We start from the raw sequence: 643 nt of genomic DNA, 5'->3' as shown, positions 1-643 counted from the left end.
ACCCCGCGTAGTAGATCAGGTCAAGCGCCAAGAAGATGTGCCGGATGGGCAAATCCTCTGGAGGTTCCTGCTCTGCCATAATGCAGCTCGCGATCGTTGCGCACAGTTTGTCGCTGAGCACTACTGCCGTCACCTTGCGACCTTCCTCGCGCACCCCTGAGCTAAGACGGGCCAGAGCGCCAAGAAGGTTCTCATCAAGCTTTAAGACATGAGTACTCATTTAGTGTTCCTTAGTTTGTTTCTATCCATCACGAACATAAAGGTGACGGCTACAACCGTGTACACACTCATGATCAGGTTGGACAACGCGGGAGCAACATCGTGTGCGCCCAATTGAATTCTTAGAGTTACGCAACCAAGCAGCATGATCGCAATCACCAGTATGTCCCGCACGATTCCTCCGCAGCAAAAACAAAAGGGTGGATAGCGCCAACTATCCACCCTCTATTTACTTGCCCAACACCAAATCAACCAAACATCTTCGGCTCTGCACATTAACCCGGGCCGACACCGAGCAAAAGGAGTGCAGGTAACCAGACTGCGCGGCATGTGCAATACCGTCGTGCATGAATCTCGGGCGAACCCGAATCAGTAGCTGGTCAGTTCTACTGACTGAATATGGCAGGTGCTGAGAGATTCGAAC

At 51.9% G+C, this 643-nt stretch carries 1 protein-coding gene; it reads right to left on the bottom strand.

The window, feature by feature from the left end; genetic code table 11:
- Positions 1-220 (bottom strand): hypothetical protein (locus AC1RPW_RS07780; protein ID WP_481769408.1); only part of this gene is annotated, 220 nt, incomplete at its 3' end.
- Positions 221-643 lie beyond the last annotated feature (423 nt).

The sequence above is a fragment of the Dellaglioa sp. CoH-55-MRSF-8 genome, assembly GCF_056782195.1.
The sequence above is the reverse complement of the archived record's forward strand: the minus strand, read 5'-3'. Positions and strand labels throughout refer to the sequence as shown.